The organism is Pseudomonas sp. BN417 (genome assembly GCF_029871205.1).
In the GTDB taxonomy this organism is placed as follows: Bacteria; Pseudomonadota; Gammaproteobacteria; order Pseudomonadales; family Pseudomonadaceae; genus Metapseudomonas.
Map to the genome: position 1 here is coordinate 93,587 of NZ_SSOJ01000141.1, position 23,788 is coordinate 117,374.

Annotated in this window: 23 protein-coding genes, 3 tRNA genes and 1 pseudogene; 8 read left to right on the forward strand and 19 right to left on the reverse strand. The window is 62.7% G+C overall.

Annotation, left to right across the window (positions count from 1 at the left end; all coding sequences use genetic code 11):
• The 7 genes from E8F11_RS20370 to gorA all read right to left on the reverse strand — a co-directional run bounded on the left by E8F11_RS20370 (position 1) and on the right by gorA (position 6,513).
• Positions 1 to 450: a GFA family protein gene (locus tag E8F11_RS20370; RefSeq protein WP_280290685.1), complete on the reverse strand. Its 450-nt coding sequence runs from the start codon at positions 448 to 450 to the stop codon at positions 1 to 3.
• A gap of 174 nt (positions 451 to 624) precedes the next feature.
• Positions 625 to 1,794: an iron-containing alcohol dehydrogenase gene (locus E8F11_RS20375; protein ID WP_280290686.1), complete on the reverse strand. Its 1,170-nt coding sequence runs from the start codon at positions 1,792 to 1,794 to the stop codon at positions 625 to 627.
• Between the two features lie 8 nt (positions 1,795 to 1,802).
• Positions 1,803 to 3,194 (reverse strand): aldehyde dehydrogenase family protein, encoded by a 1,392-nt coding sequence (locus E8F11_RS20380; protein WP_280290687.1) that lies wholly within the window; start codon positions 3,192 to 3,194, stop codon positions 1,803 to 1,805.
• Positions 3,195 to 3,241: 47 nt separating this feature from the next.
• Positions 3,242 to 4,048, reverse strand: coding sequence for a dienelactone hydrolase family protein (locus E8F11_RS20385; RefSeq protein WP_280290688.1), 807 nt, complete (start codon positions 4,046 to 4,048; stop codon positions 3,242 to 3,244).
• 90 nt (positions 4,049 to 4,138) lie between these two features.
• Entirely contained in the window at positions 4,139 to 4,519 is a 381-nt protein-coding gene (locus E8F11_RS20390) for a VOC family protein (RefSeq protein ID WP_280290689.1), read from the reverse strand.
• Between the two features lie 4 nt (positions 4,520 to 4,523).
• A complete protein-coding gene (locus tag E8F11_RS20395; protein WP_280290690.1) occupies positions 4,524 to 5,147 on the reverse strand; it encodes a trimeric intracellular cation channel family protein in 624 nt (207 codons plus the stop codon).
• A 7-nt stretch (positions 5,148 to 5,154) separates the two neighbouring features.
• Positions 5,155 to 6,513 carry a glutathione-disulfide reductase gene (gorA, locus tag E8F11_RS20400; RefSeq protein ID WP_280290691.1) on the reverse strand — a complete coding sequence of 453 codons (1,359 nt, stop codon included), beginning with the start codon at positions 6,511 to 6,513 and terminating at the stop codon, positions 5,155 to 5,157.
• Positions 6,514 to 6,607: 94 nt separating this feature from the next.
• Between gorA and E8F11_RS20405 the strand changes: the two genes are divergently transcribed.
• Positions 6,608 to 7,030, forward strand: coding sequence for a VOC family protein (locus E8F11_RS20405; RefSeq protein WP_280290692.1), 423 nt, complete (start codon positions 6,608 to 6,610; stop codon positions 7,028 to 7,030).
• 208 nt (positions 7,031 to 7,238) lie between these two features.
• Here the strand turns inward: E8F11_RS20405 and galU are convergent, their stop codons facing one another.
• The 11 genes from galU to E8F11_RS20460 all read right to left on the reverse strand — a co-directional run bounded on the left by galU (position 7,239) and on the right by E8F11_RS20460 (position 16,752).
• Positions 7,239 to 8,078: a UTP--glucose-1-phosphate uridylyltransferase GalU gene (galU, locus tag E8F11_RS20410; protein ID WP_280290693.1), complete on the reverse strand. Its 840-nt coding sequence runs from the start codon at positions 8,076 to 8,078 to the stop codon at positions 7,239 to 7,241.
• Positions 8,079 to 8,125: 47 nt separating this feature from the next.
• Positions 8,126 to 9,487, reverse strand: a complete 1,362-nt coding sequence (locus E8F11_RS20415) for a UDP-glucose/GDP-mannose dehydrogenase family protein (RefSeq protein WP_280290694.1) — start codon at positions 9,485 to 9,487, stop codon at positions 8,126 to 8,128.
• Positions 9,488 to 9,597: 110 nt separating this feature from the next.
• Positions 9,598 to 9,882 carry a hypothetical protein gene (locus E8F11_RS20420; RefSeq protein WP_280290792.1) on the reverse strand — a complete coding sequence of 95 codons (285 nt, stop codon included), beginning with the start codon at positions 9,880 to 9,882 and terminating at the stop codon, positions 9,598 to 9,600.
• A gap of 594 nt (positions 9,883 to 10,476) precedes the next feature.
• Positions 10,477 to 10,562, reverse strand: a tRNA-Leu gene (locus E8F11_RS20425).
• 187 nt (positions 10,563 to 10,749) lie between these two features.
• A tRNA-Cys gene (locus E8F11_RS20430) sits at positions 10,750 to 10,823 on the reverse strand.
• Between the two features lie 41 nt (positions 10,824 to 10,864).
• Positions 10,865 to 10,940 (reverse strand) — tRNA-Gly (locus E8F11_RS20435).
• Between the two features lie 69 nt (positions 10,941 to 11,009).
• Positions 11,010 to 11,570 (reverse strand): CDP-diacylglycerol--glycerol-3-phosphate 3-phosphatidyltransferase, encoded by a 561-nt coding sequence (gene pgsA, locus E8F11_RS20440; protein ID WP_280290695.1) that lies wholly within the window; start codon positions 11,568 to 11,570, stop codon positions 11,010 to 11,012.
• A 32-nt stretch (positions 11,571 to 11,602) separates the two neighbouring features.
• Positions 11,603 to 13,426, reverse strand: a complete 1,824-nt coding sequence (uvrC, locus tag E8F11_RS20445) for an excinuclease ABC subunit UvrC (RefSeq protein ID WP_280290696.1) — start codon at positions 13,424 to 13,426, stop codon at positions 11,603 to 11,605.
• A gap of 1 nt (position 13,427) precedes the next feature.
• On the reverse strand, positions 13,428 to 14,072 hold the full coding sequence (gene uvrY, locus E8F11_RS20450) for a UvrY/SirA/GacA family response regulator transcription factor (protein ID WP_280290697.1): 645 nt from the start codon (positions 14,070 to 14,072) through the stop codon (positions 13,428 to 13,430).
• Positions 14,073 to 14,367: 295 nt separating this feature from the next.
• Positions 14,368 to 14,994: an SCO family protein gene (locus E8F11_RS20455; protein WP_280290698.1), complete on the reverse strand. Its 627-nt coding sequence runs from the start codon at positions 14,992 to 14,994 to the stop codon at positions 14,368 to 14,370.
• 39 nt (positions 14,995 to 15,033) lie between these two features.
• The gene (locus tag E8F11_RS20460; protein ID WP_348529787.1) at positions 15,034 to 16,752 is read right to left on the reverse strand and encodes a multicopper oxidase domain-containing protein; all 1,719 of its coding nucleotides are present in this window, start codon (positions 16,750 to 16,752) and stop codon (positions 15,034 to 15,036) included.
• A 519-nt stretch (positions 16,753 to 17,271) separates the two neighbouring features.
• On the opposite strand from E8F11_RS20460, the gene E8F11_RS20465 reads away from it, so the two are divergent.
• From E8F11_RS20465 to E8F11_RS20495, 7 genes and pseudogenes are all read left to right on the forward strand, one after another.
• Entirely contained in the window at positions 17,272 to 17,538 is a 267-nt protein-coding gene (locus E8F11_RS20465; RefSeq protein ID WP_280290699.1) for a hypothetical protein, read from the forward strand.
• 408 nt (positions 17,539 to 17,946) lie between these two features.
• A complete protein-coding gene (locus E8F11_RS20470; protein WP_280290700.1) occupies positions 17,947 to 18,147 on the forward strand; it encodes a hypothetical protein in 201 nt (66 codons plus the stop codon).
• Positions 18,148 to 18,615: 468 nt separating this feature from the next.
• A complete protein-coding gene (locus E8F11_RS20475) occupies positions 18,616 to 19,278 on the forward strand; it encodes a hypothetical protein (protein WP_280290702.1) in 663 nt (220 codons plus the stop codon).
• A 347-nt stretch (positions 19,279 to 19,625) separates the two neighbouring features.
• A pseudogene (locus tag E8F11_RS20480) lies at positions 19,626 to 19,799 on the forward strand (phage late control D family protein); the annotation flags it as partial.
• Positions 19,800 to 20,089: 290 nt separating this feature from the next.
• Positions 20,090 to 21,958, forward strand: coding sequence for a multicopper oxidase domain-containing protein (locus tag E8F11_RS20485; RefSeq protein ID WP_280290703.1), 1,869 nt, complete (start codon positions 20,090 to 20,092; stop codon positions 21,956 to 21,958).
• Positions 21,955 to 22,599, forward strand: coding sequence for an SCO family protein (locus E8F11_RS20490; protein WP_280290704.1), 645 nt, complete (start codon positions 21,955 to 21,957; stop codon positions 22,597 to 22,599). Before E8F11_RS20485 ends, E8F11_RS20490 begins: the two co-directional genes overlap by 4 nt.
• Positions 22,600 to 23,133: 534 nt before the next feature.
• Positions 23,134 to 23,379 carry a hypothetical protein gene (locus E8F11_RS20495; RefSeq protein WP_280290705.1) on the forward strand — a complete coding sequence of 82 codons (246 nt, stop codon included), beginning with the start codon at positions 23,134 to 23,136 and terminating at the stop codon, positions 23,377 to 23,379.
• 91 nt (positions 23,380 to 23,470) lie between these two features.
• On the opposite strand, the gene E8F11_RS20500 is transcribed toward E8F11_RS20495, so the two are convergent.
• Positions 23,471 to 23,605, reverse strand: a complete 135-nt coding sequence (locus E8F11_RS20500) for a hypothetical protein (protein ID WP_280290706.1) — start codon at positions 23,603 to 23,605, stop codon at positions 23,471 to 23,473.
• Positions 23,606 to 23,788: the final 183 nt, after the last annotated feature.

Consider the following 23,788-nt stretch of genomic DNA (forward strand, 5'->3'; position numbering starts at 1 on the left):
TCAGGCCGCCACCGGCTCACCGCTATTGGCCCAGCCCTGGTGGCGCGGCAGGCCATCGTCCGGCAGGGTCAGGAGCGGGTGCTTGGAGCGTACGAACACATAGCGGTCCGGCTTGCCGCCGGGATCGGATTCGCGGTCCAGGGTGGGAACGTGCACCAGTTCGAAATCGGGGAAGCCATCCACGTGCAGGTACATGTGGCAGCCGCACTCCGAGCAGAAGTAGCGGTGGCAACTGGCCTTGGAGTGGAAGCACTTGAGCTTGTCGGCGTTGGCGGTGATCTTGAACGCGCTCCTGTCCACCACGGCGATTATCGCCAAGGCGCCACCGCAGACATCGGTGCAGTCGGTGCACAGGCAGTAGTGCAATTCCGCTGGCCGTGCGTTGTACTCGTAGCGCACGGGGTTCTGGTCGCAGCGGCAGCCGCCGATCGCCTTGAATGACTCGGTCATGTCCACTCTCCCATCGAGGTTGAAGCCAAGGCCGGCACGGGACCACGACCGGCATGCACCGGCGAGGGCCTGGTTCGTGGGATTGGAAGAACGCCGGAGCGTTGCCCCGGAGCGGGCCAGGGCCCGCGTGGGCACGGAGCAGGTGAACCTCACCGCTGCATAAATCAGATTAGTTCAGAGCCGTCCGCGCAGAGCCTTCTCGAAGATGCGGCTGTAGCTCTCCGCGTCATAGCGCACCGGGTTGGTGCCGGCGGAGGCGTCGTCCTCCGCCATGCGTCCGACCTGTTCGATACGGGCATCGTCTATGCCGATCTCGGCCAGGCTGTGGGGGATGTCCAGTTGGCTGCGCAGGTGCAGCACCCAGTCCAGCACCCCGGCGACGCCAGCCTTCGGCAGGCCCAGGTAGCGCGACAGCCGCGCCATGGGTCCTTCGATATGGGCGCGATTGGCCTGCAGGACGTAGGGCATCAGCACCGCATTGAGCAGGCCATGGTGGGCGTCGTACAGAGCACCGAGCGGGTGGGCCAGCGCATGCATGGCGCCCAGGCCGCGCTGGAAGGCGGTAGCGCCCATGCTGGAGGCCACCAGCATCTGTAGACGGGCCTCGACATCGCTGCCCTTGGCGGTGGCGCGCGGCAGGTAGTCCTTGACCAGGCGCATGCCCTCCAGGGCGATGCCTTCGGCCATGGGGTGATACAGCGGCGAACAATAGGCTTCCAGGCTGTGGGACAGCGCGTCCATCCCAGTGGCAGCTGTGATCTTCGGCGGCAGGCCGAGGGTGAGCTCCGGGTCGAGGATCACGATGGCCGGCAACATCCTGGCGTGGAAAATGATGCGCTTGATATGCGCCTGGTCGTCGGTGATCACCGCAGCGCGGCCGACTTCCGAGCCGGTGCCGGCGGTTGTGGGTACCGCGACCACCGGCGCCATGCCGGCCACGTTGACCCGGCTGGCGTTGTCGCCGATGTCTTCGAAGTCCCAGAGCGGACGGTCCTGCCCCACCATCAGGGCGATGGCCTTGCCGGCGTCCAGGGCCGAGCCGCCGCCGAAGGCGATCACGCCGTCGTGGCCACCGGCCTTGAAGGCGGCTACGCCGTCCGTGACATTGGGCCCGGTGGGATTGCCCTTGATCTGATGGAACAACCCGGCGCTCAGGCCACTGTCGCGGCACTGGCGCAGGGCGGCGTCGACCATGGGCAATGCCGCCAGGCCAGGATCCGTGACCAGCAGCGGCGCCGACATGCCCAGTTCGCGGCAGGCCGCGCTCAGCTCGGCGATGCGGCCGACACCGACACGTACCGATGTCGGGTAGTTCCAGTTCATGCGGAATTGGCTCGGGTCCATGGCGCGCCTCACAGGCTGGTCTTGAAGTGGAAGGACTTGGGCCGGGTCAGGTGTTCGTAGCCCACGCGCGACAGGCTGCAGCCGCGTCCGGACTGCTTGACGCCGGTCCAGGCCAGAGCCGGGTCCAGGTAGTCGCAACGGTTGAGGAAGACGGTGCCGGCGTCCACGCGGTCCGCCAGCGCCAGCGCAGCCTCTTCGTCCTGGCTGAAGATGGCCGCGGTCAGGCCATAGGGGCTGTCGTTCATCAGCGCCACGGCCTCTTCGTCGTCCCGCACTTTCTGGATGCCCACCACCGGGCCGAAGGACTCCTCGCTCATCACCCGCATACCGTGATGCACGCTGGTCAGCACCTGGGGCGCCAGGTAGGCGCTGCCCGTGTGGTCCAGCGGAAACGCGGCGGCGTCCAAGTGCGGCATGGCGCCCTGCCCCACGGCTTCGCGAATCTGCGCCCGGACGAACTCCGCCGCCTCGGCGCGCACCAGCGGCCCGAGGGTGGTTTCCGGGTCGTCGGAGCGGCCCAGGCGGTATTGGCTGACCAGGGCCACCGCCTGTTCGACGAAGTCATCGAAGAGGTCGGCATGCACGTAGATGCGCTCGATGCCGCAGCAGGACTGGCCCGAGTTGAAGAAGGCGCCGTCGATGGCGGTTGCCACGGCATGGCCCAGGTCGGCGTCGGCACGCACGTAGGCCGGGTCCTTGCCGCCCAGCTCCAGCCCCGAGCTGATGAAGCGCCCGGCCACGGCGCGCTCGACCATGGCGCCGCCGGCCACCGAGCCGGTGAAGGCGACGTGCCTGACCTGCTCGGCCTGGAGCAACCGTTCGGTGTCGCCGTGGGTCAGATGCAGGTATTGCAGCACGCCCGGCGGCAGGCCGGCCTCGGTGAAGGCTTCGACCATGCGCTCGGCGCACAGCGGGGTCTGCGCGGAGTGTTTGAGCAGCACGCAGTTGCCCGCCAGCAAGGCCGGCACGACCGCGTTGACCGCGGTGAGGTAAGGGTAATTCCATGGCGCGATGACCAGGGCCAGGCCCAGGGGTTCGCGGCGGATCAGCCGGGTGAAGCCGGGCTTGTCCGGCAGCCGGATATCGGCCAGGGCCTCTTCGGCGATATCGGCCATGTAGCTGGCGCGCTCGGCGAAGCCGCGAATCTCTCCCGGCGCATAACGAATCGGCCGGCCCATCATCCAGCAAAGTTCTTCAGCCAGCTGCGCCTCGCGGGAGGCGAAGGCGCTTACGGCGCGGTGGGTGATGGCGACGCGCTCCGCCACCGGGGTGCGCTTCCACGCTTCACGCGCGGCCTCGCTACGCTCCAGCGCCGAGCCGACGTCCGTCGCCGAAGCCCAGGACCGTTCGACATAGACCGAGCCGTCGATGGGCGAGATCGTCTGCAACAGCTTGCTCATGGTACGGCTCCCTTGGATGCCTGCCTGAGTCAGCCTAGCCAAAGGCGTCACTCAGCGAAGGCTTCCTTGAACAGCGCCTGCATGTCGGCCCAGGAGTTCTCGTCGGCCATCTGGCTGTAGCCGAGATCCGGCCCTTTCTCACTGCCATGGCCGGCATGGCTGAGGCGGTCGGCATCGGGGTTGGTGAAGCTGTGCTTGGCCTTGGGCTGGACGACTACCCGGTAGTCGGCGCCCGCCTTGTCGAACTCTTCTTTCAGGGCATTGACCGCGGCCATGGGCACCAAAGTGTCCTTCTCGCCATGTTCCACCAGAACCCTGGCCTTGACGCTGCCGGGCGTGGCCGGCGTGGCGGTACCCAAGGGGCCGTGGAAGCTGACCACTGCGGCCAGGGGGGCGCCCTGCCGCGCCATGTCCAGCACCACCTTGCCACCAAGGCAGTAGCCGACGGCGGCCAACTTTGTCGAGTCGGTCTGGGGCTGCTGCTTGAGCAGGTCGAGCCCGGCAAGGAAACGCGCCGTGGGGTTGCCCTCGGCACTCATGGCGGCCGCCATGAATGCCTGGGCCTCGGCCGGATGCTCGGTGTTCTTGCCATCGCCGTACATGTCGATGGCCAGGGCGCTATAGCCGAGGGCCGCGAGGTCGCGGGCACGGCGCTTGACGTAGTCGTTGAGGCCCCACCACTCGTGGACCACCACCACGCCAGGGCGCTTGCCGGCGATGGCGTCGTCATAGGCGTAGTAACCGACCAGGGACGTACCGTCCGGGCTCTTGTAGGGAATTTCGCTGGTCTTGATCTCGGCCTGGGCCAGGCCGGTGCCGAGAAGCAGCGCGCACAGCAGAACGAATCTGGACATGGAGCTTTCCTCCAGCCTGCAATGGTGAAGAACGGCTGCATCCAGTGTCGCGGGTTTGCGGGATTTCGCCAGCAGCGGGAATGAAAAGCCCTAGTCGGAGTAGCGACTGACTTCGATCAGGTTGCCGTCCGGGTCACGGAAGTAGACCGACTCAATGGGCCCGAGGGCGCCGGTGCGCATCACCGGCCCCTCCTCCACCTCGACGCCCTGCTCTGCCAGGTGCTCCAGCACCCGCTCCAACGGCCAGCGGGTGATCAGGCAGAGATCGATGGCACCTGGCATGGGCTGGGCGGCCTTGGGCTCGAACTCCTTGCCGGCCTGGTGCAGGTTGAACTTCTGCTGGCCGAACGCCAGGGCGTGGCGACCGTTGCCGAAGGTTTCGTGGCGCATTCCCAGTACCCGTTGGTAAAAGTCCAGGGTGCGGGGGATATCGGCAACGGTGAGCACCAGGTGGTCAAGGCGTTCGAGCATGGCGTCAGTCCCGGTCGAGCAAGTGGAAGCGCGGCAGCGACAGCTTCCAGTGAATGGCCGCCAGCCGGATCATCAGCACCACCAGCATGGCCAGCGAGGTGCCGAGCCAGTCCGGAACCACCAATTCGCGCAGGCCAATGAACACCAGGGAATCGGCGATGCAGGCGATGGCGTAGATCTCCTTCTGGAAGATCAGCGGCACCTCGTTGCAGATGATGTCCCGCAGCACCCCGCCGCCAACGGCGGTGATCACGCCCATGATCACCGCCGTGCCCGGCTGCAGCTCATGCTGCAAGGCGACCTGGGTGCCGTAGACGGTGAATACGGCAAGGCCGAAGGCGTCGGCCAGCAGCAAGCCGGTTTCGTTGATGGGCCGGGTCAGGCGCACCCAGAGCACGGTGCCCACCGTGGCCAGGGAGGCGACCAGGATGTAGGTGTCGTCCCTGATCCAGCTCACCGGGTGGTTGCCGAGGATCACATCGCGCAGGGTGCCGCCACCCAGGGCAGTGATGATGGCGATGACCAGCACGCCGAACAGGTCCATGGACTTGCGCCCGGCCATCAGCGCGCCGGTGATGGCGAAGACCGCAACGCCGAACAGGTCGGACAGGTAGAAGAGTTTCTCCATCTGCAGGTCAGGCACCCACCGGGGTACGCATGGTGACGAACTCTTCGGCGGCGGTGGGATGCACGCCAATGGTTTCGTCGAAGATGCGCTTGGTCGCGCCCGCCTTGAGCGCCACGGCCAGGCCCTGGACTATCTCGCCCGCCTCCGGGCCGACCATGTGGCAGCCGAGGACACGGTCGGTTTCAGCATCCACCACCAGCTTCATCAGGGTGCGCTCCTGGTTCTCGGTGAGGGTCAGCTTCATCGGCCGGAAGCGGCTTTCGAACGTCTTCACCTTGCAGCCCTTGGCGCGCGCCTGCTCTTCGGTGAGTCCGACGGTGCCGATATTCGGCAGACTGAACACGGCGGTGGGAATGTGCTCGTAGTCCACCGGCCGATACTCCTCTGGCTTGAACAGGCGCCGGGCGACGGCCATGCCTTCGGCCAGGGCCACCGGGGTGAGCTGCACGCGGCCGATCACGTCGCCCAGGGCGACGATGGAGGGCTCGCTGGTCTGGTACTGGGCGTCGACCTTGATGAAGCCGCGCTCGTCCAGTTCGACGCCGGTGTTCTCCAGGCCGAGGTTGTCGAGCATGGGCCGCCGGCCAGTGGCGTAGAAGACACAGTCGGTTTCCAGGTGGCGGCCGTCCTTGAGGGTGGCCAACAGGCTGCCGTCGGCCTGTTTCTCGATGCGGGCGATGTCGGCATTGAATTGCAGGTTCAGGCCCTTCTTGCCCAACTCGTCGCGCAAGTGGTGGCGCACGGCATCGTCGAAACCACGCAGGAACAGCTCGCGACGATAAAGCTGCGTGGTCTGCGCACCCAGGCCATGGAAAATGGAGGCGAACTCGACGGCGATGTAGCCGCCACCCACCACCAGCACGCGCTTGGGCAGGCGCTCGAGGAAAAAGGCTTCGTTGGAGCTGATCGCGTGCTCGCGGCCGGGGATGTCGGGAATCTGCGGCCAACCGCCGGTGGCGATGAGGATGTGCCTGGCCGTGCAACGCTGGCCGGCGACTTCCACGGTGTGCGGGTCGATCAGCCTGGCGTGGCCTTCCAGCAGGGTGACGCCGCTGTTCACCAGCAGGTTGCGGTAGATGCCGTTGAGGCGCTGGATTTCGCGGTTCTTGTTGGCGATCAGGGTCGACCAGTCGAAGCCGGCATCACCCAGGGACCAGCCGAAGCCTTCAGCCTGCTCGAAGTCATCGGAAAAGTGCGCACCGTAGACCAGCAGCTTTTTCGGAACGCAACCGACATTGACGCAGGTACCGCCCAGGTAGCGGCTTTCGGCGATAGCCACGCGGGCCCCGAAGCCGGCCGCGAAGCGCGCGGCACGTACCCCGCCGGAACCGGCACCTATTACGAAGAGGTCGAAATCGTAAGCCATGGCAAGTCTCCAGAAACAAGCCGCCAGCATACCGGAAGATCTGTCTCTGGCCAGTTGCCGGGCCTATCCTTGAGGCATCGAGAAGGAGATTCCCATGCGTCCGACCCTCACCCACCTGGCCCTGCATGTGCCCGAACTTGAGCCCTGCATCCGTTTCTACGCGGACTTCTGCGGCATGCGCGTGATCCACGAGCGCGCCGGCAAGGGCTCGAAGATCGTCTGGATGGCGGAGCCCGGCAAGGAGCACCAGTTCATCTTTGTCATCATGCCCGGCGGCCAGGACCGCCAACTCGCGGCGGACGACTATAGCCACTTCGGCTTCGCCGTGGATAGCCGCGAAGGGGTCGACGCCATCGCCGCCCAGGCCGAGGCCGCAGGCTGCCTGGTCTGGCCGCCGCGGGACGAGCCCTATCCGGTGGGCTACTACTGTGGCCTGCGCGACCCGGCGGGCAACTATGTGGAGTTCAGCTACGGGCAGCCGCTGGGGCCGGGGTCGGAAGCCTTGCCGATTCCGTAGCGCAGCCATTCATCCTGTGGGAGCGAATGCAGGTCGCAGCCCTGCCGTAGGGTGGATGACGCTCTTTTCATCCACCATCGGTGTCCAGCCAAACCTCGAATGGTGGACCGGTGAAGCGTGGTCCACCCTACGACACACATGAAGGAATCCGTCGGCGGCAGCAACGAAAAGGCCGCCCGGAGGCGGCCTTTTCACTGGCAGGACCCGATCAATAGGCCTTGCCGGTCTTGTAGAGGTTCTCGAAGCAGTAGTTGGTAGCTTCGATATAGCCTTCCGCGCCACCGCAGTCGAAGCGCTTGCCCTTGAACTTGTAGGCCAGCACGCAGCCGTCCTGGGCCTGCTTCATCAGCGCGTCGGTGATCTGGATTTCACCGCCCTTGCCCGGCTCGGTCTGCTCGATGAGCTGGAAGATGTCCGGGGTCAGGATGTAGCGGCCGATGATCGCCAGGTTGGACGGCGCATCTTCGGGCTTGGGTTTTTCCACCATGCTGTTCACCCGGAAGATGTCGTCGCGGATCATCTCGCCGGCGATCACGCCGTACTTCGAGGTTTCTTCCGGCGGCACTTCCTGGATGGCGACGATGGAGCAGCGGAACTGGTTGTAGAGCTTTACCATCTGGGTCAGGACGCCATCGCCTTCCAGGTTCAGGCAGAGGTCGTCCGCCAATACCACGGCGAAAGGCTCGTCGCCGATCAGCGGACGGCCGCTGAGGATGGCGTGGCCCAGGCCCTTCATTTCGACCTGGCGGGTGTAGGAGAAGCTGCACTCGTCGATCAAGCGACGGATGCCGACCAGGTATTTCTCCTTGTCGGTGCCCTTGATCTGGTGCTCCAGCTCGTAGCTGATGTCGAAGTGGTCCTCGAGGGCACGCTTGCCGCGACCGGTCACGATGGATACTTCGCTGAGGCCGGCATCCAGGGCCTCTTCAACACCGTACTGGATGAGCGGCTTGTTCACCACTGGCAGCATTTCCTTTGGCATCGCCTTGGTGGCCGGCAGGAAGCGGGTACCGTAACCGGCGGCGGGGAACAGGCATTTCTTGATCATTTCGAACCTTGAGAGGTGGGTTTTGGGCGGATCGCCGCGCAGTCTAATCAGGCGGCACTCGCCTTACAATGCCCGCTTGCGGGCCGTCCTATGCCCCGGTACAGGAACCCGGCTTCAACCAGCTGCGCCGGCTCGTATAGATTGCGTCCATCGAAGACCACGGGCATGCGCATAAGACCACGAATTCGCTCGAAGTTCGGCTGACGGAATTGCTTCCACTCGGTGACCAGCACCAACGCATCGGCACATTCGGTGACAGCGTAGGGCGAATCCAGCAGGCGCAACTGGCCCGATTCAACCGCCTCGGGGTAGCGCGCGGCGACGCCGGCATTGGCCGCCGGGTCATGGGCCTGGACCCGCGCACCGGCCTGCAGCAAGGCATCCAGCAGCACCAGGCTGGGCGCTTCGCGCAGGTCATCGGTGCCCGGTTTGAACGCCAGCCCCCAGAGCGCGACCACCCTGCCCTGCAGGAATCCGTTGAAATGCTCGCGCAGGGCCTGGAACAGCAAGGTCTTCTGCAGCGCGTTGCGCGCCTCCACGGCGCGCAGGATGCCGGGCTCCATGCCTTCCTGTTCGGCGGTGCGGATCAGCGCACGAACGTCCTTGGGAAAGCAGGAGCCGCCATAGCCGCAACCGGCGTAGATGAAATGGGTCCCGATGCGCTTGTCGCTACCGACCCCGCGGCGCACGTCTTCGATATCCACGCCAAGCCGCGCGCAGATGCCGGCCATTTCGTTCATGAAGGAAATCTTGGTGGCGAGGAAAGCATTGGCAGCGTACTTGCTGAATTCCGCCGCGCGCACGCCCATGCTGAGCAGCCGCTCGTGGTTACGCAGGAAGGGCGCGTAGAGGCGGCGCAACTGTTCCGCCGCGTCGGCGTCGTCGCACCCGATGATGACGCGGTCGGGGCGCATGAAGTCGTCGATCGCCGAACCTTCTTTGAGGAACTCGGGATTGCTCGCGACCTGGACCTTGAAACCCAGGCCACGGGCCGACAGACCTGCCTGGATGCGCTGGGCGACCCGTTCCGCCGTGCCCACCGGGACGGTCGACTTGTCCACCACCAGGCAGGAGCGCTTGAGGCTGGCGCCCAGTTCATCGGCTACCGCCAGCACATGGGAAAGATCAGCGGCCCCGTCTTCGCCACTGGGGGTGCCGACTGCGATGAAAACGATATCGGCCTGGTCAACGCCGTCTTCGATGCGCGCGGTGAAGGTCAACTGGCGACTGGCGAGTTGGGCCTGGAGCATGGGTTCCAGGCCAGGTTCGTAGATGGGCGCCTGGCCGCGGGCCAGGCGCGCCAGGCGGAAGGGGTCGCGCTCGACACAAGCCACCTGGTTGCCCATTTCCGCGAAACAGGTCGCTGTCACCAGCCCCACATAACCCGCACCGATCACGCATAGCCGCATGGATAGAACCTCCGCCTGAGATAAGCGGATTCCATCCAAGCCCCATGGCAGGGCTGTGACACTGGCATGACAGTACCGAGAAACAGCAACGGCCCGATCGGGCCGTTCTTTCAGGAGTACTGCGGGAGATCCTTGAGTTCCAATTCCACCAGGGCCTCATTGCCCTCATAGGGAATAGGCATATCGCCGTAGGCGGCCAGTTGCTCCCAGTGCTGGTCAAGCCCAGCGCCTATGGCGGCCAGGTGGTCGATCATGCGCCCTCCCGCACTCTTCACGGCGGGGTCGTCGCTGCGCATCATCTCGAAGGACATTTCACTCATCGCAGCGGTCAGGTGCGTGAGGCTCCGGGTGGTCAAGCTGAGTAACCGCACCAACTGCTGCTCTTTCGATTCCATTCGCATCCCCTCTTCCACCTGATCCATTCAGGCTCCTCTAAAGCTGGCCGAATTGCACAACGGATGCGCCACCTGGGCACACCGCAACTTCAGCCTTAGTCCGTTCGTGGCGTGAAAGGTTCTGCGCTCGCGCCAGCCGATTCCTACAGCCTGGTAACTGCCGATCATATAGAAAAGCGCTTCACCCAGATATCGCCGCCTGAAACGAAGAGGCCCGCACATGGCGGGCCTGGAATTCGTAGTAGGTGGCCGGCGCTGGTTTCCGGCTTGCAAGGTTTATCAGGCATCTGACAGAAGCATGTCACCTCTTCTGCTTCACACGGCGTAAGGGCTGGATCTCATCGGGGAGATCTTTCTAACCGTGTACCCTTGGGAACGCGCCCCGCGTCTCCTCGCTATCCTCTTGCGCATCAGTCTGCGTATCCACCTACCATTTTTGAGATTAGCAAAGGCCTCAGAAATCGGCCGGGCGTTCTTAGACCTTTTTCTTCCAGCCGCGGCCGGGCCTGGAATTGAATGCGAAAAGCCGTGCTCAAGAACGCTGTCCGGAGCTAGAACAGTTCGAAGAAGGATGCGCAAGCCATTGATTTTGAATGGTGCCCGGAGCGGGACTCGAACCCGCACGACCGAAGGTCGAAGCATTTTAAGTGCTCTGCGTATACCGATTTCGCCATCCGGGCCGGAGGGGGGTTGGTGCAGGGCGCTGATTTAAGCCCAAATAAAATTTCGAATCAATCACTTAGGCGCAGAACAGTGGCCAAATGAATCCGGGTCGCGAACTTGAAGCAAAAGAACGCTGCCGCAACCTCACATTTCTCGCAGGCAGAAAAAAGCCCCGTAGACTTTTGATCTACGGGGCTTTTTAGATGGAGGCCGAAGTCGGAATCGAACCGGCGTACACGGATTTGCAATCCGCTGCATGACCACTCTGCCATCCGGCCTAAACGAAGACGCCGCTGGCGGCGGCGTCATCGCGTGAAACTGGAGCGGGAAACGAGACTCGAACTCGCGACCCCGACCTTGGCAAGGTCGTGCTCTACCAACTGAGCTATTCCCGCTTTGTCTTGGTGACGGGCGCCATTCTATAGGAACAGAAACGTCCGTCAACCCCTTGATTCAAAAAACTTTTATTTTTCCTGCGGGTCGGTGCTGAGGTGCGGCCAGGCCGCCAGCAGATAATGCAGCATCGACCACAGCGTCAGGGCAGCCGCCAGGATCAGCAGGAAATAGCCGATGGCTACCCAGAAGGTAAACAGCGGAGGATTGGCCAGCAGGATGACCAGTGCCACCATCTGCGCCGCAGTTTTCCACTTGCCGAGGTTGGATACCGCGACATGGGCGCGAGCACCGAGCTCGGCCATCCATTCGCGCAGCGCAGACACCACTATTTCGCGACCGATGATGGTAGCCGCCGGCAGAGTCAGCCAGAGGTTGTGATGCTCTTCCACCAACAGCACCAGCGCCACGGCCACCATCAGCTTGTCCGCCACCGGGTCGAGGAAGGCGCCGAAAGGTGTGCTCTGCTGCCAGCGCCGGGCCAGATAGCCGTCGAACCAGTCGGTGACCGCGGCAATGGCGAACACTGCGCTGGCTGCCAGATAGCTCCAGGAGAACGGCAGATAGAACAGCAGGATGAAGACGGGAATGAGCAGTACGCGCAGAACGGTGAGCAGGTTTGGAATATTCATCGTTACGGCTGGTTCTGAAGGAAGGCCGCATTCTACTCGCTGTGAAGGGCCGCATAAATCGACTCAGCAAGCTTTTTGCTGATGCCGGGCGCCTTGGCGATCTCCTCGATGCTGGCACGGCTCAGCTCCTGTAGTCCGCCAAAGTGCTTGAGCAGCTCACGGCGGCGCTTGGGCCCTACTCCGGCCACTTCCTCCAGGCTGGAGGTGCGACGCGCCTTGCCACGCCGTGCGCGGTGCCCGGTAATGGCGAAGCGGTGCGCTTCGTCGCGGATTTGCTGGATAAGGTGCAAAGCCGGAGAGTCCGCCGGCAGGGTGAACTCGTGGGCGGCGTCGTTCAGGTAGAGGGTTTCGAAACCGGGTTTCCGGGTCACGCCCTTGGCTACACCGAGAAGGATGAGCTCGGGAACCGCCAGTTCCTGCAGGACCTCCTGGGCCATGGTCAGTTGGCCCTTGCCGCCGTCCACCAGGAGTACATCGGGCAGCTTGCCCTCCCCGTCTTTCAGCTTGCTGAAACGGCGCGACAACGCCTGATGCATGGCCGCGTAGTCGTCGCCGGCGGTGACGCCTTCGATGTTGTAGCGGCGGTAGTCCGACTTCAGCGGACCTTCCGGCCCGAACACCACGCAGGAGGCCACCGTGGCCTCGCCGCTGGAGTGGCTGATGTCGTAGCACTCCAGGCGCTGGGGCGCTTCGTCCAGCCCCAGGGCTTCGGCCAGGGCTTCGAAGCGCGCGGCGGTGTGCTGCCGGTTGGCCAGCCGCGCGGCCAGGGCCTGCTCGGCATTGGTGACCGCCAGTTGCTGCCAGCGCGCACGGGTGCCGCGCACTCGATGGCTGATATCCAGCTCCCGGCCACGCAATTCGGCCAGGGCTGCGATCAGCGTGGGGAAGTCTTCATGAGTGGTATTGACGATCAGTTCGCCGGGCAGATCGCGCTCCTGGTTGCCCAGGTAGTACTGGCCGATGAAGGCCACCAGCACGTCTGCCGACTCCTCCTCGATTGCCACCTGCGGGAAGAAATTCTTGCTGCCCAGCACACGCCCGCCACGCACGCTGATCAAGTGGACACAGGCGCCGCCCGGCGTCGCAATGGCGGCGACCACATCGATATCGCCAGTGCCGCCTTCCATGCTCTGCTGGTCCTGGACCCGGCGCAGGATGCCGATCTGGTCGCGGAGTTCAGCAGCACGCTCGAAGTCCAGACGCTGCGCCGCCTCCTCCATGCCGGTCGAGAGCTCCTGGGTCAGTGCATTGCTGCGCCCCTCGAGGAACATCACCGAGTGGCGTACGTCCGCTGCGTATTCGGCAGGGTCCACCAGCCCGACGCAGGGCCCCTTGCAGCGCTTGATCTGGTACTGCAGGCAAGGCCGGGTGCGGTTCTTGTAGTAGCTGTCCTCGCACTGACGGACCAGGAAGGCCTTCTGCAGCAGATTGAGGCTTTCGCGGATGGCGCCCGCACTGGGATAGGGGCCGAAGTAGCGGCCTTTCTGCTTCTTGGCTCCACGATGGATGCTCAGGCGTGGGAAGTCGCCCTCGCTGAGATGCACATAGGGATAGGACTTATCGTCCCGCAGCAGGATGTTATAGGGCGGCCGCCATTCCTTGATCAGCGTCTGCTCCAGGAGCAGCGCCTCGGTCTCGTTGGCGGTGATGGTGGTTTCGACCTGGGCGATCTTGCCCACCAGCGCGGCAGTCTTGGGCGCCAGGCCGGTTTTGCGGAAATAGCTGGCGAGCCGCTTCTTGAGGTTCTTCGCCTTGCCTACATAAAGCAGTTTGCCGCCGGCATCGAGCATCCGGTAAACACCCGGACGCCCGCTGCAGGCGGCGAGGAAAGCACTGGCATCGAAGGAGTCGGACATCTTAGCTGACGGCGTCTACCATGCCGTGTCGGACGGCCAGCAACGCCAGTTCGACGTCACTGGAAATGGATAGCTTGTCGAAGATCCGGTAACGGTAGGTATTTACCGTCTTCGGCGACAGGCAGAGCTTGTCGGAGATGCTCTGCACCTTCTGGCAGTTGGCGATCATCAAGGCGATCTGGATTTCGCGCTCGGACAGCAGGTCGAAGGGCGAGCCATTCGCTTGCGGCTGGAATGACTTGAGCGCCAATTGCTGGGCAATCTGCGGGCTGATGAAGCGCTGGCCGGCAAAGACCTGGCGGATCGCCTGGATCATTTCCTCCAGACCGGCGCCCTTGGTCAGATAGCCCGCCGCACCGGCCTGCAACAGCCGGGTCGGGAAAGGATCTTCCTCGCAGGCGGTAACCGCCACCACCTTGAGGTCGGCATTGCTGCGCAGAAGCTTGCGGGTCGCCTCCAGGCCGCCGATGCCGGGCATCTTGACGTCCATCAAGACCACGTCAGGCTTGAGTTCCCTTGCTTTCTTGAGCGCCTCTTCGCCGCTGTCGGCCTGCCCCACCACCTGCAGGCCATCGACATCGGCCAGCATGCGGGTAATCCCCGTTCTTACCAGATCGTGGTCGTCGACCACCAGCACCCTAATCAAGCGACACCTCTCAGTGCATCGCGCGCTGCCGCAGCAGCAAGCTTGTTCGAATGAGGTTCACATTAGCAAATGACCGGAGAATGACCTAGCGCCAGTTGCTGGTGACCGCCAATCGGCAAGCGTCAATTTTCCATCCACCGATTTTACGTCGGAACGGAAAACAGGCACGAGCGAATAATGAAAGCGCATATTTTACCGCTACTTGCGCCATTTAGTTGAGGTGAGATTTGAAAATGTCGGGACCAGGAAATGGAGGGCGCTCCTGTAAACCAGGAGACACCCTCGCGTATTTTCTTCAGGAACTTGCGCCCCATTCACGATCGACATGGTTCAGCGTGGACAGTATGTGCTGCGACCCGGTCAGCGCTGGCGCCATGGTCCAGCGCTGATATTTGTCGTTCCCCATGCGCACCAGGCCGGTGTGGCTGGTCAGGTTTCTATCGATCTCCGGGTCGATGTCATAGAAGCCCAGGCTAAAGCGAACAGCTTCTATATCCTCCGGGTCGCCGGTAAGGAACTGCCAGCCCTGGCCAATGCGGTATTTCTCCGCATAGGCCTTGAGCACCTCCGGCGTGTCCAGCAACGGCTGCAGGGTAATGGAATGCATGAAGACACTCCGCCCTGCCCTATCCCCCAGTAACTGCTGGAGCTGACGCAGGTTCGCCGTCATGGTCGGGCACTTGCCGGTGCACTGCGTATACATCATGTTGAAGGTGACGACCTTGCCGCGGATAAGGTCGTCGTAGAACTTCACCTTGCGGCCATCCTGGGTATAGAGCGTGACATTGGGGAACGGGATGGCGCCTGCGCCATTTCCGGGAGCGGCTTCGACTCGCCCGCCAGCGCCGCGCGTGGCCGCCCACCCCGCCAGCAGAGCAGCGGCGCCGCCGATTCCAGCCAACATGGTTCTTCGCGTGTTCATGGTGATTCCTCCCACTTCAAGGGTGCTCCGCAGCCAGCCTCAGACGATGTCCCAGCGCAGCATCATCGCGTGGTCTTCGTGGATCAGGTTGTGGCAATGCATGGGGTACTTGCCCTTGTAGTCGCGGAAGCGCAGGAATATCCGCAACGTGGTGAAGGGCTCGACCACATAGACATCCTTGCGCCCCTGCTCGTGGGGCGGAATGGGGACGCTCACGCCCTTGACGATTTTCTGGATGATCCGCCCCTCCTCGAAGTGGATATGGATGGGGTGGGTCCAGCCGTCGTCGACGTTGGACAGCTCCCAGATCTCGTAACCGCCCTTGGGAATCTGCGCCCTCGGGCTGTTCACATCGACGAACTTGCCATTGATCGCCCACATGCCCTTGTCACGCTCGAAGATCCAGCGCCGCACCGGCGCGGAGTTGATTTCGGCCTGCGTGACCAACGGCAGGGGGCGCAGGGTCGCTGGTACACGGCTCAGGTCCTGGGCCGGCGGGTAGCGGTCGACGATGATTTTCAGCACCCGCACGCCGGGGTCCTTGATGTCCTTGGGTCCGCGGGTCAGGTCCTGGCGCACCCGATTGACCAGGTACAACTGGGTGCCGATCAGGTACTTGGAGAAGTCGACAACTATGTCGGCACGCTCGGCAACGCCGATGCTCACGTTGGTCTGGTTCAGCAGCGGCGCGGTGAAGAGATTGCCGTCATTGGCGATATGGGCAAACTTCTGCATCACGTTGTTCGGCGAAACCAGGGCGAAGTTATAGAAGCGACTAGGCCCCGTATTCAGCAGACGGAAGCGATACTTGCGCGCAGCCACCCGCAGCACGGGTTCGATGCGACCATTTACCAATACCTTGTCGCCCAGTACCCCTTCCGGGTTCACCTGGTCGTAGAACAGCTTGCCGCTGGCGTCGAATCGCCGGTCGTTGAAGTTGAGCGGATAGTCGTACGGATGGCTGGGCAGCCGTAGCGCGCTGGGGTTCGAATCGGCCTCGTTACCTGAATCCAGTTCGTCGAATATGTAATAGAAACCGGCCAGCCCCAGGTAGAGATTGGGCGCTGTGAAGTCCAGGGTGTGGTCATGGTAGAACAGCGTGCCCAGCGCCTCGGTGGGGTCTCCCACCAGGTCCTGACGAGCTTCGAACCCGGCTTTCACATTGGAGTACAGGTGATCCTTGAATTCGCCATTTGCAGACAGGGTCGGGCCGTGCTTGGTTGGGCTGTAGTAGTCACCCGGAAAGCCGTCACTCTCCGAACCGCAGTGCAGGTTGTGCAAGTGGGTGGAGATTTCCGGCGTACCGAACCCCACATGGTTCTGCGGCAGCTTGTTATGGATACGACAGATCAGCGGGCGACCGTAACGCGCGAAGAAGGTCGTGCTGGGCATGGTCAAGTCCGGCGTGTTCGCCTGATAACCCCAGATACGCTGCGGCGGGTAGGACGGGCTGTAGACCCAGTCATTGCGCTCTTTGGCACTGATCTCGTAGAGCAATGCGCCCGGCGAGAACTGCGCCCAGCGCTGGTGCGGATTGCGCCCCGCCTCACCGGCGGCGATGTTGGGCGCTTCGGTTGGTGCTGGACTGAGGGACGCCACGGCAAGTATCGGATTCACCTGGGTGGGTAGTTCGTGCGCCCAGGGGACAGTCGCCGGGCTGGGCGGGAACACTGGTGGCGCCGGCTCGTCGTCACCGGCCCGGGCCTGTCGCCCAGTCATCAGCAGCGGCGCCGCCATCGTCGCTGCCGTCAGTTTCAAGAATCTCCTTCTCCCCTCGCCGTCTGCCGCATCCTCCGGCCGACCTGTTGCGTGCTCGCAGTCAGGGCGTTTCATGACTCTCTCCAGTTGCTGGCCCTCGACACTGGACGGAAACCTCAAGGCATCTCTATAAAAACTGCACCAGTGAAGTTATGGGCGATTGAGCTTCGCTCGTTTTGTTTAGCGCCGCAGAACGTCAATAACATGACTAAAGTGCATTTGTATCAAATTGTAAATGGCCGATTGTCATCATGTTGACAATCCTTAAGAGCTAACCTGAAACGCCCGAATTAGAGCCTTGCGCAGAGGAAAAACAGGTTCAATTGCAGCTACCGCTCAGGGATGAGCGGTCGCATAGATAGCAGAGGGATATCAGCGAGAGCGGAATCCTGTGAAATCCGGGCCAGATCGGAGGGATCCAGAGGCGTAAAACGGCATGAAATTGGCGATACGAAAGTGGCATACGCAGTCAGCAAGACGAGATCGTCAATATTCCGTCACACATTGAACGCTTGCCGATTGGACGATGATGCAGATGCAGCTAGAGACGCTGCCAGAGCTGAAGCAGATGCAACCAGAGAAGCCGATGAAGACGCCGCCGATGCTGCCAGAGAGGTTGCGGAGAATGCCCCCTACGCGCGGGACGTCGATGTCGTCGAGGCAGAACCTGAACCCAACAACGTGCCCGACGCACCGGATATCGACGTGGTAGAGAGCCGGCACGAGGCCCGCGATCTCCGCAATGAACGCGCAGGCATATCGGTAGAAGACGCCCCAGGAGCTTGAAGGACGCATCAACAGGGAGTCGCATACCCTGAAGAGTCTGGGCTTGCGACTTCTCCTCACATCGATTCGTGACCCGCTAACGGCTTGAAATCACTCCTGTCCCGCCGGACTCGGCAAAGCCCTGTTCGAGATCCCCCGTGGATTCTTCTTCAAACCTCACCCGACTCGCCTGCTGGAGCCACACCTGAACCGGCTCCAACTCGTTCTCCACCCAAACCTGGGTCGCGATCACCTGCGGCACACCGCCGCGCAACGGTCTCCAGCCGCTCCTCGATGATTCGTTGCAAACCAGCTCAGTCAGGGGCTCTACTTGCCCCCGAAACGATCCGTTTCGACTTCAAGGTTGCGAGATCGGCAAGGTACGGCTATCAAAAATGTTCCACTTCTACCTACACAAGGGGTTCCACCATGAGTGCACGCTTCTCGGTGAAAAGGGTCCCACGAGCACAGGCCAAAGGGATCAGAAATGGTGAAGTTATCGGAGGAACCGCGCTTGATGCTTACTGTTACCGGATCATCGACAGGGCTACTGGCGACTATGTCGGCGGCAAGCATGAACAAGAGGCCCTGGCGATGGGTGAATGCGAGAGGCTGAACACCAGGACCTAGTGTATGAACGCCGTACCTAGGCGGGGCCCCGCTCAGCGCGGGGCTCTTGAAACATATCCATCCAATGGATTCGATCTGAATCACCTTTGAGGCTTTTAGCAGCACTGCGTCGAGTCTAACAAAGAGGACAGCTTACCCCCTTGCGAGCCAGATTCTCAGCAACACGTGGCCTCGCCGGCATGAATAGCCGATCCACTCGGTCACAGTTTCACGGCTATGGTGCCAAGCACTTTGCCAGATTCATCAGCAAGGACGGTCCCGATGCCGACAGGCGTAGCTCAGGCTGGCAGTACAGCCAAGGCCACCGCATCAAGGAGCAACGTCAGCCCCGCATCCAAGAACCGGAATCGGGAGATTGCGAGGTCATTAAAGAAGCGAATATGAAGCTGTAGGAGCACCCCAACCCGTAGTCGCGTGAAGGCCAGACTGGATAAGATGGAGTCTTCACGCCATGACAAGGAGGCCTCCATGCGCGCCGCTCTGCTGCTACTCGCTGCCGTACTCCTGACTGGGTGTGCAGCCGATCTGACCAATGAGGAACCGTCGCCCCGACTCGACTTGCCCTCCGATGCCAGATCGCAGCTGATCGTCAACTTCAAGGCCGGTAACAACGTTTTCAGGAACGCCGACTGGGACCAGTTCAAATCCTCTTGGCGCGCGGCCATACAGAGTGAAGCTTCGACCTACGGGTATTCCGTAACCGAGCAGGTCGGCCCCATTTCGACCGCGCCCACTCCGGGCTTGCTCCTGGTAATCAAGGTGAATGACTTCCGCTATGTCACCGAGTCCGAGCCCGCGGACGACGCCTGGGTGGATGCAAGGGTTATCTACTTGGACGCGCAGACGGCCAAGGAGTACGGGGAGCGCGGCTACAACACCAGCGCTCCCACCTGGGAAGGCATTTCCTCAGCGATGACCGATGTGCAGATCCAGGCATTTGCCAAGGGCATCGTCGACGAGATTCGGTCCGCCGATAGCACGTCCGAACCCAGCCAGATCGCACCTGAAATCTCGGCTGCCCGCGCAATTGACCCCGCCCCCACGAGAGAGCTGCAACTCGAGCAACTGAACCGCGAAGGCCTGAGATACGAGGAGTACCAACGGCGGTATCGGGAGATTGTGGGATATTGAAAATACGCCACTAGGAAGCTGATGCAGCCTCGCGAACTCCCCACTGAAGAGAATGTGGTCATATGGGGCCGCAGTGTTCAGTTCGGCACCTTCCGCGAGCGTGTCGACCTGATGACCGGATTCCGGAGCCGTTCCGGAAGACCGACGAAGCACTATCCAGGTACCACCTCCTTCCAACGCCCAGTCACGGCTACTGAACGTCGACGGCGATGAAATGCTGCGCCGGCAGTTTGGTGCTATCCCCTGCACCCGCCTGGCAATGGCTGGACCCGGCCATATCCATGGAACACCTCGAGGTGATGGTCGTGTGGCGAGGCCAGCCGTCCGCGGTGTTCCAGTGGTCCAGGGTCGGCTGGAGCGACACCGGCCTGGTGGACCAAGGCAGCTACACCGTCGACGAAACCGAACACGGCGGTGCTCCCGACCACACCTGCAGCGCCGACCTGCCCGCCGGCCTCGCCAAATGGCGCGAACGCAGCTGGCACCAAACCACCCTCAGCAAAATCCTCCGCAGCATCGCCCAGAAGCACGATTCAGCGCTGGAAGGCCAGGGGCTCGTGGATGGATGGGGCGCTTGGAGTTCGCCAGGAGACCGCTATTCATCAGCAGCCTCCTTTTATTGTTGGTAATTAATTGCAGGAGCGGAGTCGATTGACATTATTTTGACTCAGTTCAAGTTACAAAATGTTACGATAAGAAATTCGTCAGGATATCGGCACCTAAACGCAGTGCGCCGGCAATAAACTGAATCAAAGCGGTAGCGCCCTTATCCCTGAATAACAAGAATCTTTTTTTGGGGGAGGGAGGCCCCATGAACACGCCCAGAACACCCAGCAACAGGTGCGCGGTCCCGAGCGAATCCCGCAGAACCTTCCTCAAAGTGTCCGCAGCCGCGCTGGCCGCACCGCTGATCGCCCGCTCCGTACGCATCCAGGGCAAGGGCGACGAGGAAGTCCGCCCGGTCTTCCCACCCAGCCCGCCGAGCATCCCCTGGACCCTGGAACTGGCCGAGCAGATCACGCTGCTGGCGCCGGTGCTCCTCACCCCCGCCCCCACCGAACAGGCCAACACCGCTGCCGGTGAAGCCGGTCGCGCGCCCCACCAGCGCTTCAACGAGCTGGGCGTGGCACTGACCTACGAGCTGATCGCCCGGGAAAATACGCTGTGGCAATTCAACGAAGCCTATCCGTTGCAACCAATCTGGGGCTTCCAGGGTAACGGGCCGGATGCGACCACCCCCGGCCCGGTGATATTCGCCCGCTATGGCCAGCCCATCGTGGTGCGCATCCGCAACCGCCTGCCGGCTGACCACCAGGGCTTTGGCTCGCCGGAAATCTCGACGCACCTGCACAACGCCCACACCGCGTCGGAAAGCGACGGCTTCCCCGGCGACTTCTACAGCGCCACCAAGTTCGGCCCGACACTGGCCTCGCCAGGCGAATTCCTGGACCACCACTACGGCAACATCTACGCCGCCGGCTTCGACGAGTTCCAGAACGGCATCGGCGACCCGCGGGAGGGCCTGGGCACGCTGTTCTACCATGACCACACCATGGATTTCACCGCCCCCAACGTCTACAAGGGGATGGTGGGCTTCTACCTGCTGTTCGACGACATCGACTCCGGAAACGAGCACGACTCCAACCCCGCCGCGCTGCGCCTGCCCAGCTATCCCTACGACTACACCCTGGCCTTCAGCGACAAGCGCTTCGACCCCGACGGCATCCTGTTCTGGGATCAGGTCGGCCCCGAAGGCGTTCTGGGCGACAAGTTCGCCGTGAACGGGATCATCGAGCCGGTACTGCGGGTCGCCGCCAGGAAGTATCGCTTCCGCCTGCTGAACAGCGGGCCGAGCCACTTCTACGAGTTCTACCTGGTCACACCCGACGACCAGGAACAGACATTCACCTACATCGCCAACGACGGCAACCTGCTGCCCGCCCCGCTGCGTAATCAGTCCCACGTGCGACTGGGCGTGGCCGAACGCGGGGACATCGTGGTCGACTTCTCGCCGTACCCCATCGGTACCGAGCTGTACGTGGTGAACCGTCTGAGACACCGGTCGGAAGACACCCGCCGGCCCGACGATGTGCGCGAGCCCGGTGTGCGCCTCCTGAAAATCATCGTCGACCGCTTCCCGCCCGAGGCCGATGTCAGCCAGGTGCCCGATACGCTACGTGAGCTGCGCCCTCTGGACCCGGCGGAAATCGCCGCGGCGCCGGTCCGGCGCTGGATCTTCCAGCGCAATAGCGGCCTCTGGGACATCAACGGGCGCTTCTTCGATCCCACCCGGGCCGATGCGGAGATTCGCCAGGGCAGCGCAGAGGTCTGGGAGCTGGTAAACCCCGACGACGGTTGGCAACACCCCATCCATATCCACTTTGAGGAAGGCCGCATCCTGAGCAAGACAGAGAATGGACTCGAGGTGCCGGTACCGCCGCACGAACAAGGCCGCAAGGACGTCTACGTGGTGGGCGAGAATGTCACGCTGCGGATCTTCCTGCGCTTCCGCGACTTCCTCGGAAAGTACCCGATCCACTGCCACAACATGATCCACGAGGACCACGCCATGATGGGCCGGTGGGACATCGTGCTCGACAACAGCGGGCCATCGCCGAACAGCGGAAGCGGTAGCAGCATGACCAGCAGCGATACGCCGAACCAAGGAGGCCGCTCATGAACACTCGACGCAAACTCCTCGGTGGTCTCGGGCTCGCCGCCGTGGGCGGCGCCATCAGCTACGCCATCCCCGACAGCCCCCCAGACAGCCTTAGAGTCCGCAAGGCGACCGACACGCCTTTCCCCAACGTCCTGCTGGAGACCCAGGACGGGCGCAAGGTGCGCTTCTACGATGACCTGATACGCGGCAAAGTGGTCGCCATCAACATGATGTACGTCCACTGCACGGGCAACTGCCCGACCGTGACCGCCAACCTGCGCAAGTTGCAGACCCTGCTCGGTGAGCGCCTGGGCCGCGATGTTTTCATGTACTCCATTACCCTGCAGCCGGAACTGGATACTTCGGCGGCGCTCAAGGCCTACGCCGACAAATATGGCGCGCAGCAGGGCTGGTTGTTCCTTACCGGAGCTCCCGCCGATATCCGCCGTCTGCGCTACAGCCTGGGCTTCTTCGACCCGGTGCCCGAAGTGGACAGCAGACTTGGCAGCCACCTCGGCATGGTGCGCATCGGCAACGACCACACCCGGCGCTGGACCATGGCACCAGCGCTGAGCGATGCGGAACGCATCATCGCCACCATCAACCACGTGGATACGGCGATGGTCGCCACCGGGTATGTCAAAGGCGCCGTGCCAGCCTGATGGCCGGCGCCCCATTCCCAATCGGAAGAGAAAGTGGTCATGTGCAGCCGCAGTGCTCCGTTCGGCACCTTCCGCGAGCTTGTCTACCTGATGACCGAAGTCCGGAGCCGTTCCGAGAGACCGACGAAGCACCATCCAGGCACCACCTCCCCCCAACGCCCAGGCACAGCAACTGAACGTCGACGGCGATGAAATGCTGCACCGGCCGCTTGGTGCTATCCCCTGCACCCGCCTGGCAATGGTTGGACCCGGCCATATCCAAGGAACGCGTCGAGGTGATGGTCCTGCGGCGAGGCGAGCCATCCGCGGTGTTCGAGTGGCTCAGGGTCGACCGTGCCAGGGACAACGTGCGGAACGACTTCCCCGACCGGCTCGAACCGATAAGCGGGCGATAGACCAGCAGCCAAGGGACCAAGCGGCCTTCAGCGCGTGCCCCTGCTCTGGCGGCGTACCCCATTGGTCGATTTAGTCGCCACATCGGCGTCAGGGGTGTAATGGTGAAACTTCTCCCTCCCCTCAAAAGAGGAGGTTGCAATGACTAGACGAGACTTCCCAGATCACTCGGCTTGGGCAGAAACCCGCGTCAACGGCAATTACGCCCTCGCCTTCATTGCCGTCCAGCCGCTTGAGGACATGTCCGGCTCACGGCTTCACCTCGTATACGACCACGCACACTTCGCTACCCGAACTGACGCCCACAAGGCAGCAGAAGATGCCCTAAGCAAGATGATCGGCGTCGACTCCTACGGCCTTCCACTGTTCGGCCCCCAGGAGCGCTAACAAGGCCCGATAACAACTAGCGCCCTCAAGAAGGCGCACCCCTGCCGCCGAGACTTTCCCGCCCTTTAGAGGTCACGGCGGCTTCTTTGTGTCAGTCCATCCGTGCCAGCGCACGCTTCACCGCGCCCAGGCATTCAGGCGGGTTCAGCGCGTTGACCTGGTCATGCGCCCAATCCCTCCATTTCGCCTTGCGCTTGTTCTTCTCGGCCCCAAATGCGATCCGCATCGATCTACGCTCCGGCCTACCGGTAAGCGGATCACCAAGACCGTTTACCGTTGCGCTGGCGAGGTGGTCAGCGCGACCCGCTAGAATCCAGCTACGGAAATGATGGGATAAGTAACGGAAACCGGCAGTAGCGCCTGGGAACGGTTGGGGAACCGCCCAGAAACGCAAAAGCCCCGGATACCG

Excerpts from the sequence above, each read along its gene's own strand:
- E8F11_RS20370 (WP_280290685.1), bottom strand. The coding sequence starts at position 450 with ATGACCGAGTCATTCAAGGCGATCGGCGGCTGCCGCTGCGACCAGAAC.
- E8F11_RS20375 (WP_280290686.1), bottom strand. The coding sequence starts at position 1,794 with ATGGACCCGAGCCAATTCCGCATGAACTGGAACTACCCGACATCGGTA.
- E8F11_RS20380 (WP_280290687.1), bottom strand. The coding sequence starts at position 3,194 with ATGAGCAAGCTGTTGCAGACGATCTCGCCCATCGACGGCTCGGTCTAT.
- E8F11_RS20385 (WP_280290688.1), bottom strand. The coding sequence starts at position 4,048 with ATGTCCAGATTCGTTCTGCTGTGCGCGCTGCTTCTCGGCACCGGCCTG.
- E8F11_RS20390 (WP_280290689.1), bottom strand. The coding sequence starts at position 4,519 with ATGCTCGAACGCCTTGACCACCTGGTGCTCACCGTTGCCGATATCCCC.
- E8F11_RS20395 (WP_280290690.1), bottom strand. The coding sequence starts at position 5,147 with ATGGAGAAACTCTTCTACCTGTCCGACCTGTTCGGCGTTGCGGTCTTC.
- gorA (WP_280290691.1), bottom strand. The coding sequence starts at position 6,513 with ATGGCTTACGATTTCGACCTCTTCGTAATAGGTGCCGGTTCCGGCGGG.
- E8F11_RS20405 (WP_280290692.1), top strand. The coding sequence starts at position 6,608 with ATGCGTCCGACCCTCACCCACCTGGCCCTGCATGTGCCCGAACTTGAG.
- galU (WP_280290693.1), bottom strand. The coding sequence starts at position 8,078 with ATGATCAAGAAATGCCTGTTCCCCGCCGCCGGTTACGGTACCCGCTTC.
- E8F11_RS20415 (WP_280290694.1), bottom strand. The coding sequence starts at position 9,487 with ATGCGGCTATGCGTGATCGGTGCGGGTTATGTGGGGCTGGTGACAGCG.
- E8F11_RS20420 (WP_280290792.1), bottom strand. The coding sequence starts at position 9,882 with ATGGAATCGAAAGAGCAGCAGTTGGTGCGGTTACTCAGCTTGACCACC.
- pgsA (WP_280290695.1), bottom strand. The coding sequence starts at position 11,570 with ATGAATATTCCAAACCTGCTCACCGTTCTGCGCGTACTGCTCATTCCC.
- uvrC (WP_280290696.1), bottom strand. The coding sequence starts at position 13,426 with ATGTCCGACTCCTTCGATGCCAGTGCTTTCCTCGCCGCCTGCAGCGGG.
- E8F11_RS20455 (WP_280290698.1), bottom strand. The coding sequence starts at position 14,994 with ATGAACACGCGAAGAACCATGTTGGCTGGAATCGGCGGCGCCGCTGCT.
- E8F11_RS20470 (WP_280290700.1), top strand. The coding sequence starts at position 17,947 with ATGAGTGCACGCTTCTCGGTGAAAAGGGTCCCACGAGCACAGGCCAAA.
- E8F11_RS20475 (WP_280290702.1), top strand. The coding sequence starts at position 18,616 with ATGCGCGCCGCTCTGCTGCTACTCGCTGCCGTACTCCTGACTGGGTGT.
- E8F11_RS20485 (WP_280290703.1), top strand. The coding sequence starts at position 20,090 with ATGAACACGCCCAGAACACCCAGCAACAGGTGCGCGGTCCCGAGCGAA.
- E8F11_RS20490 (WP_280290704.1), top strand. The coding sequence starts at position 21,955 with ATGAACACTCGACGCAAACTCCTCGGTGGTCTCGGGCTCGCCGCCGTG.
- E8F11_RS20495 (WP_280290705.1), top strand. The coding sequence starts at position 23,134 with ATGACTAGACGAGACTTCCCAGATCACTCGGCTTGGGCAGAAACCCGC.
- E8F11_RS20500 (WP_280290706.1), bottom strand. The coding sequence starts at position 23,605 with ATGCGGATCGCATTTGGGGCCGAGAAGAACAAGCGCAAGGCGAAATGG.